This is a genomic window from Microcella sp. (assembly GCF_030645145.1).
GTDB lineage: Bacteria > Actinomycetota > Actinomycetes > Actinomycetales > Microbacteriaceae > Microcella.
This window is the reverse complement of record NZ_JAUSMI010000112.1, coordinates 1-7,755: the sequence shown is the minus strand read 5'-3', so window position 1 is coordinate 7,755 and position 7,755 is coordinate 1. Positions and strand designations below refer to the sequence as shown.

Genomic DNA, 7,755 nt, shown 5'->3' with positions numbered 1-7,755 from the left:
TGTCGGCGTCGAGCACGGCGCCGCCGCCGAGCGAGACGACCGCGCGCTCGCGCAGGGCATCAACGACCGCGGCGCGCTCGAGGGCGCGGAAGTGCGGCTCGCCGTGGGCGGCGAAGATCTCGGGGATCGGGCCGTGCTCGGCGGCGATCACCTTGTCGGTGTCGATGACCGGAAGGTCCAGGATGCGCGCGACGCGCTTGCCGACGCGCGACTTGCCCGCGGCCGGCGGCCCGATGAGCACGACGACCGGTCCGCGCGATGCGGCACCGGCGTCACTCACCGGTGCTGACCGCGGTCGCGAGGTTCGCGGGCATCGCCGCGAGGTAGCCCTCGAGGTTGCGGCGCGTCTCGGCGACCGAGTCGCCGCCGAACTTCTCGAGCATGGCTTCGGCCACGACGAGCGCGACCATCGCCTCGGCGACGACGCCGGCCGCGGGCACGGCGCACACGTCCGAGCGCTGGTGGTGAGCGGGAGCGGCATCGCCCGTCGCGACGTCGATCGTGCGGAGCGCGTGCGGCACGGTCGCGATCGGCTTCATGCCTGCGCGGACGCGGAGGACGGTTCCCGTGGACATCCCGCCCTCGGTCCCGCCGGCGCGATCGCTCACGCGCTCGATGATGCCGTCGTCGACGACGAGCTCGTCGTGCGCGGCCGAGCCGCGACGGCGCGTGGTCTCGAAGCCGTCGCCGACCTCGACGCCCTTGATGGCCTGGATGCCCATGAGCGCGGCGGCGAGCTTCGCATCGAGCCGGCGATCCCAGTGGACGTACGAGCCGAGCCCGGGCGGCACGCCGTAGGCGAGCACCTCGACGACGCCGCCGAGCGTGTCGCCGGTCTTGTGAGCGTCGTCTACCTCGGCGACCATGCGCTCGCTCGTCTCGGCGTGGAGGCAGCGCAGCGGATCGGCGTCGAGGCGATCGACGTCGTCCGGGCGCGGCAGCGGGGCGTCGTCGGGCACGCGGACGGGGCCGATCGAGAGCGTGTGGCTCACGAGCCGGATGCCGAGCTCGCCGAGGAACGCCCGCGCGACGGCGCCGAGGGCGACGCGCGCCGCGGTCTCGCGGGCGCTCGCACGTTCGAGGACGGGTCGCGCCTCGTCGAAGCCGTACTTCTGCATGCCGACGAGGTCGGCGTGGCCAGGCCGCGGGCGTGTGAGCGGCGCGCCGCGCCCGCCCGAGAGCTCGGCGGGGTCGACCGGGTCGGGGCTCATGACGGTGGTCCACTTGGGCCACTCGGTGTTGCCGATGCGCAGCGCGACGGGGCTCCCCATCGTGCGGCCGTGGCGCACGCCGCCCGAGATCGAGAGCTCGTCCTGCTCGAACTTCATGCGCGCGCCGCGGCCGTAGCCGAGCTTCCGGCGCTGAAGGTCGGCCTGGATGGCCTCGCGCGTCACCGGCACGTCAGCGGGCAGGCCCTCGATGACGGCGATGAGCTCGGGTCCGTGGGATTCTCCGGCGGTCAACCAGCGCAGCATGCGTCCATCCTCCCACGCAGCGGATGGGGGTCCGGTCACGCGAGCGCGGCCGCCATGGCGACCTCGACCTGCGCCTCGCGGGGCAGCGGATGCTCGGTCTGACCCGAGACGAAGAACCGCACCTGGCGCACCGCCTGATGCAGGAGCATGTCGCGGCCGGAGGCGACGCGGCCGCCGACCGCGAGCCACTGCGCCGCGAGCGGACCCGGCCACGGGTGGTAGGTGACGTCGAGCGCCACCGACTCGCGCCGGGCATCCGCCGGCAGCTCGCGATCGAGCGCGACGCCGTTCGGGAGGGTCCAGGCGACGACGTCGGCGCCGACGACGACGTGGGCGAGGTCGTCGAGCGCGACGAGGTCGACCTCGAGCAGCAGCTCGTCGGCGAGAGCGACGAGACCGGCCGCGCGCGACGGATCCCGCACCGCGACCGTGACCGAGCGCAGCCCGAAGCCGTCGAGCGCGACGAGCACGGACCTCGCCGTCGCGCCGGCACCTGCGACCACGGCGTGCGCCGCGCTCTCGAGGCCCGCGTCGCGGAGGGCGTGCTCGACCCCGGCGACGTCGGTGTTCCGCACGATGCGGCGCCCGTCGTCGGCGAGGAGCAGCGTGTTGGCCGCGCCCGTGAGCGCGACGGTGCGATCGGACTCATCGGCGAGCCGGACGAGCTCCTTCTTGAGCGGCATGGTCGCCGAGAGCCCGCGCCACGAGCGGTCGAGCCCGTCGACGAAGCCGCGCAGCTCGTGCTCGCGCAGCTCGTGGCGCTCGTAGGCCCAGTCGAGCCCGAGCGCCGCGTAGGCCGCGGCGTGCAGCGCCGGCGAGAGCGAGTGCGCGATCGGCGAGCCGACGACCGCGAGGCGGCGGATGCTCATGCCGTCAGCCGCAGTACACGGTGCGGTTCTCCTCCGAGGAGTTGCACCACTCCTGCAGCTGCCGCACGGCGGCCTCGTGCTGGGCGAGCGTCTCGGAGAACACCGTCTCGCCGGTGGCGAGGTTGACGGTCACGAAGTACAGCCACTCCCCCTCGGGCGGCGCGACGGACGCCTCGATCGCGACCTGACCGGGGAGTCCGATCGGACCCACGGGGAGACCGGGGTTCGCGTACGTGTTGTACGGGTTGGAGGCGTCGCCGCGCTCGGCGTCGGTCGTGAAGACCGAGTCGAAGTTGCCGGTGCCGTAGTGGACGGTCGCATCGCTCTGGAGGAGCATCCCCTCATCGATGCGGTTCACGAAGACGCGCGCGACCCGCCCGAAGTCGTCGAGCTCGCTCCCGGCCTCGCGCTGCACGACGGACGCGAGGGTGAGAACGCGGTAGCGGTCCTCCGGCGCGACGCCGAGCGCGTCGAGGCGCGTCGTCATCTCGGTCGCGAGCCGCTCGATGACCTGCTCGGCGGTCGTGCCCGGCTCGAAGGTGTAGGTCGCCGGGAAGAGGTAGCCCTCGATCGAGGGCGCCTCGGCGGGCACGCCGTAGCGCGTCGGGTCGGCGATCGCGGCCTGGAAGTCCTCGACGGGGAGGCCCGTGCCGAGGGCGAGGAGCTCGAGGGTGTCGGTCAGGACGGTGCCCTCGGGGATGGTCACGCGGCTCTCGACGCGGTTCGCCGGGTCGAGCAGCGCGTCGAGCGCGGCGCGCGCCGACATCTCGCCCTGCAGCGCGTAGGTGCCGGGCTGGAAGGAGATCGACGCGTCGGCGAGGAGCAGGTCGTAGAAGGCGCCGAAGCTCATCGTCACGCCCGACTGCTGGAGCGTGAGCGCGACGTCCTCTCCGATGTCGCCCGGCACGATCGTGACGAGCACCTCCTCGCCGTTGCCGTCGCCCTCGTAGTCGTCGGCGACCTCGAGGCCGAGCGCCTCACGGATCTGCGGCTCGAAGTTCGACCACGCGAACCACGCGGCACCGGCTCCGAGGCCGAGCAGGAGCAGGATCACGCCGATGACGACCGGGGCGCGGCCGCTGCGCCGGCGGGCGGGGCGGTCGAAGCCCGACCGTCGAGCGCGTCGCGTCGCGGGCGCCGGATCGGGCTCGGGATCGCTGCCGACCCGGCCGCCGCGGCGGTCGGAGTCGGGCTGGGTGGCGAAGATCTCTGCCCAGGTGTCGTCGTCGTTGTTCGTCACGGTGCGGGGGGACCTCCGTCGGGATCCACGATCGTGCCGGGAGCCTCGCCCCGCGACTTCTCGTGGTCGAGCGCGTGCTGGAGCAGGATAACAGCGGCGACCTGGTCGACGACGGACCGCGAGTTCTTCGCGCTCCTGCCCGAATCGCGCAGCGCCCGCGCGGCCGTGACGGTCGTGAGCCGCTCGTCCACGAGCCGCACCGGCGTCTCGGGCATCGCGTTCGCGAGCTGGGCCGCGACCTGCCGCGAGTCCTCCGTCGAGGCGGTGTCGGCGCCGCTGAGCGACAGCGGCAGGCCGACGACGACCTCGATCGCCTCGTGCTCCGCTACGAGGCGGCGGATGCTCCCGACGACGTCGTCGCGGCGCGCGAGCGTCTCGACCGGGGTCGCGAGCACGCCGTGGCGATCGCTGCGGGCGACCCCCACTCGCGCCTTCCCGACGTCGACGCCGAGGCGCACCCCCACCCGCACGATCAGCCGCGGAGCTCGCGCAGCACGGCCTCGAGCGCCGCGGGGATCGCCGACGGGTCGGTGCCGCCGCCCTGGGCGAGGTCGTCCTTGCCGCCGCCCCCGCCGCCGAGGACGCCCGAGGCGGTGCGCGCGAGGGCGCCCGCCTTCGCTCCCGCGTCACGCGCGGCGGGCGTCGTCGCGACGATGACCGTCGCCTTGCCGCCGACCTCCGCCGCGAGCACGACGACCGCCGGCTGCGCCGCGAGCCGCTCGCGCACGCTCGTCGCGAGCGATCGCACGTCGTCGGCCGAGCCGAGGGCGCCAAGGTGCTCGGCGACGACCGTGAAGGCGCCGACGCTCGACGCCGACTGCGCGAGGGCGGGCACGCGCTCGCTCAGCCGGCTCGCCTCGAACTGCGCGACCTTCTTCTCCGCGGCCTTGAGCTGCGCGCTGAGGTCGGCGATGCGGTCGGCGAGCTGGTCGCGAGGCGTCTTGAGGCTGCTCGTGAGCTGCTGCACGAGCGCGCGCTCGGCCGCGAGCTCGCGGAACGCCTCGAGACCGACGAGCGCCTCGACGCGGCGGTTGGTCGAGCCGACCGACGATTCGCTCACGACGCTGATGAGGCCGATCTCGGCCGACGAGCCGACGTGCGTGCCGGCGCAGAGCTCGCGCGACCACGGGCCTCCGATGTCGACGACGCGCACGGTGTCGCCGTACTTCTCGCCGAAGAGCGCCATCGCACCGAGCGACTTCGCCTCGTCAAGGCCCATGACGCGCGTGTCGACGGGGAGGTTGTCGCGCACCGCGAGGTTGCTGATCTCCTCGATCTCGCTGCGCGTCGCGGCGCTGAGCGCCTGGTTCCAACTGAAGTCGAGGCGCATGTAGCCGGCCTTGTTGTACGAACCCGACTGGTGGGCGTCGTGGCCGAGGGTCTGGCGCAGCGCCGCGTGGATGACGTGGGTCGCCGAGTGCGCCTGCGTCGCCGAGCGGCGGTACACCGGGTCGACCTGCGTGCGCGCGGCGTCGCCGACGTGGACCTCGCCCGACCGCACCTGCACGGTGTGGCTGATGAGACCCTTGACGGGCTTCTGCACGTCGAGCACCTCGAGGTCGAAGCCGTTGCCGACGATCGCGCCCTCGTCGCTGTCCTGACCGCCCGACTCGGCGTAGAGCGTCGTCTCGGCGAGGATGACCTCGGCGATGTCGCCCGCCTGCGCGACGGGCACGCTCTGGCCGCCGACGAGCAGGCCGAGCACGGTCGTCTCGGTCTCGAGCGCCTCGTAGCCGAGGAACTCGGTCTCGCCCGCGGCGCGGAAGGCGCCGTAGACGCTGAGGTCGGCGAGGGCGCCCTTCTTCGACTTCGCGTCGAGCTTCGCGCGCGTGCGCTGCTCGGTCATGAGCCGGTCGAACTCGGTGCGATCGACCGTGAGGCCGTTCTCCTCCGCCATCTCGAGCGTGAGGTCGAGCGGGAACCCGAAGGTGTCGTGGAGCTGGAAGACGGTGTCCCCGGGAAGGGTCCGCCCGCCCGTCGCGGTCGTCTGCGCGACGGCGAGGTCGAGGATCGTCGTGCCCGCCGCGAGCGTGCGCAGGAACGCCTCCTCCTCGCCGAGAGCGAGGCGCGAGACGCGGTCGTAGTGCTCGGTGATCTCCGGGTAGGCCGCGCTCATCGCGTCGCGCGATGCGGCGAAGAGCACCTCGAAGCTCGGCGCGTCCACGCCGAGGAGGCGCATGGCGCGGATGCTCCGTCGTAGCAGGCGGCGCAGGATGTAGCCCCGCCCCTCGTTGCCGGGGGCGACGCCATCGGTCATGAGCATGAGGCTCGAGCGCACGTGGTCGGCGATGACGCGCATCCGCACATCGTCGTCGTGGTCGGCGCCGTAGCGGCGACCGGACATCGCGGACGCCGCGTCGAGGACGGGCCGGACCTGGTCGATCTCGTACATGTTCTCGACGCCCTGGGTCAGGAATGCGACGCGCTCCATGCCCATGCCGGTGTCGATGTTCTTGTTCGGCAGCTCGCCGAGGATCTCGAAGTCGTTCTTGCCCGTGCCCTCGCCGCGGAGGTACTGCATGAAGACGAGATTCCAGATCTCGACGTAGCGGTCGTCGTCGGTCGCGGGGCCGCCGTCGATGCCGTAGGCGGGGCCGCGGTCGAAGAAGATCTCCGAGCACGGGCCGGCGGGGCCGGGCTGGCCGGTCGACCAGTAGTTGGTGTCCATGTCGAGGCGCTGGATGCGCTCGTCGGGCAGGCCCGCGATCTTCTTCCAGAGCGCGATCGCCTCGTCGTCGTCCTTGTAGACGGTGACCCACAGGTCCTTCTCCTGGAAGCCCATGCCGCCGTCGCTCTGCGTCGTGGTGAGCAGCTCCCAGGCGTACCCGATCGCCCCCTCCTTGAAGTAGTCGCCGAACGAGAAGTTCCCGTTCATCTGGAAGAACGTGCCGTGACGGGGGGTCTTGCCGACCTCCTCGATGTCGTTCGTCCTGATGCACTTCTGCACGCTCGTGGCGCGCGGGTACGGCGCGGGGACGACCCCCGTGAGGTAGGGGACGAAGGGCACCATGCCGGCGACGGTGAACAGCAGCGTCGGGTCGTCGCTGACGAGGGAGGCGGAGGGGACGACGGTGTGGCCGCGAGTTCCGAAGAAGTCGAGCCACCGGCGCTGGATGTCGGCGGTCTGCATGGAGGTTCGAGGAGTCCTGTGATCAGTGGTGCGTGGACGGTGCGCGCACGGCGGCGTGCCCCGGTGCGGGGGCGCGGATGCCCGGCGAGGGTCTAGGAGCGGCGCTCGAGGTCGGCGATGGTCGCCTCCGCCTCGGCGACGGCCGCGCGGAGCTCGGCCTCGCGCTGCCGGTACCCGTCGAGGACGGCCTCGCCGAACCCGCGGGCCTTGGCGTCGACCTCGTCGAGGAACTGGCGGCCCTGGGGCGACTTCTCGACCTGGTGCGCGGCGAAGAATCCGATGGTGATGCCGATGACGAGCCAGACGGCGTTTCTCATGGGGGTCTCCCTCAACTGCGGCGGCGGCGGTGGCCCGGGGTGCCGGACGTGCTTCCACCTTAGCGCCGGTGCCGGAACGCCGAACGGGGGCCCGGCGTGCGCCGGACCCCCGTTCGTTCGCTCTCGAGGAGCGATCGGTTCTATCGAGCCGCGTAGTACTCGACGACGAGCTGGACCTCGCAGGTCACGGGGACCTCGGCGCGCTTCGGGCGGCGCACGAGGCGCGCCTGGAGCTTGTCGAGCTCGACGTCCAGGTAGGCAGGGACCTTGGGGAGGACGTCGACGTGACCGCCGGCGGCGGCGACCTGGAAGGGCTCCATCGACTCGCTCTTGGGCTTGACGTGGATGAGCTGCTCGGGCTTCACGCGGAAGGACGGGCGGTCGACGATCTTGCCGTCGACGAGGATGTGGCGGTGCACGACCATCTGACGGGCCTGCGCCGTGGTGCGGGCGAAGCCGGCGCGCAGGACGAGCGCGTCGAGACGCATCTCGAGGAGCTCGACGAGGTTCTCACCGGTCAGGCCGGCGGTGCGGCGGGCCTCCTGGAAGATGATGCGGAGCTGGGCCTCGCGGATGCCGTACTGGGCGCGGAGACGCTGCTTCTCGCGCAGACGGACGGCGTAGTCGCTGTCGGCCTTGCGCTTGGTGCGGCCGTGCTCGCCCGGAGCGTAGGGGCGCTTCTCGAGGTACTTGGCGGCCTTCGGGGTGAGGGCGATGCCGAGCG

Annotated in this window: 8 protein-coding genes; all 8 read right to left on the bottom strand. The window is 72.6% G+C overall.

The genetic code is table 11. The features are described 5' to 3' along the window. Nucleotides 1-280: shikimate kinase (locus tag Q7T15_RS07915; protein WP_304695031.1), on the bottom strand; the 280-nt coding region annotated here is incomplete at its 3' end. Beyond that, a complete protein-coding gene (gene aroC / locus Q7T15_RS07910; RefSeq protein ID WP_304695029.1) occupies nucleotides 273-1,475 on the bottom strand; it encodes a chorismate synthase in 1,203 nt (400 codons plus the stop codon). The genes aroC and Q7T15_RS07915, both read right to left, overlap by 8 nt. Before the next feature lie 35 nt (nucleotides 1,476-1,510). Next, nucleotides 1,511-2,344, bottom strand: coding sequence for a shikimate dehydrogenase (locus tag Q7T15_RS07905; protein ID WP_304695027.1), 834 nt, complete (start codon nucleotides 2,342-2,344; stop codon nucleotides 1,511-1,513). A 4-nt stretch (nucleotides 2,345-2,348) separates the two neighbouring features. Further along, nucleotides 2,349-3,584, bottom strand: a complete 1,236-nt coding sequence (mltG, locus tag Q7T15_RS07900; protein ID WP_304695025.1) for an endolytic transglycosylase MltG — start codon at nucleotides 3,582-3,584, stop codon at nucleotides 2,349-2,351. Beyond that, nucleotides 3,581-4,054: a Holliday junction resolvase RuvX gene (gene ruvX / locus Q7T15_RS07895; RefSeq protein ID WP_304695023.1), complete on the bottom strand. Its 474-nt coding sequence runs from the start codon at nucleotides 4,052-4,054 to the stop codon at nucleotides 3,581-3,583. The genes mltG and ruvX overlap by 4 nt, the downstream gene beginning before the upstream one ends. Before the next feature lie 2 nt (nucleotides 4,055-4,056). Beyond that, on the bottom strand, nucleotides 4,057-6,714 hold the full coding sequence (gene alaS / locus Q7T15_RS07890; RefSeq protein WP_304695021.1) for an alanine--tRNA ligase: 2,658 nt from the start codon (nucleotides 6,712-6,714) through the stop codon (nucleotides 4,057-4,059). A 92-nt stretch (nucleotides 6,715-6,806) separates the two neighbouring features. Continuing rightward, nucleotides 6,807-7,031, bottom strand: a complete 225-nt coding sequence (locus Q7T15_RS07885; RefSeq protein WP_304695019.1) for a hypothetical protein — start codon at nucleotides 7,029-7,031, stop codon at nucleotides 6,807-6,809. A gap of 140 nt (nucleotides 7,032-7,171) precedes the next feature. Next, on the bottom strand, nucleotides 7,172-7,755 hold a 584-nt coding region (rpsD, locus tag Q7T15_RS07880; RefSeq protein ID WP_304695017.1), incomplete at its 5' end, for a 30S ribosomal protein S4.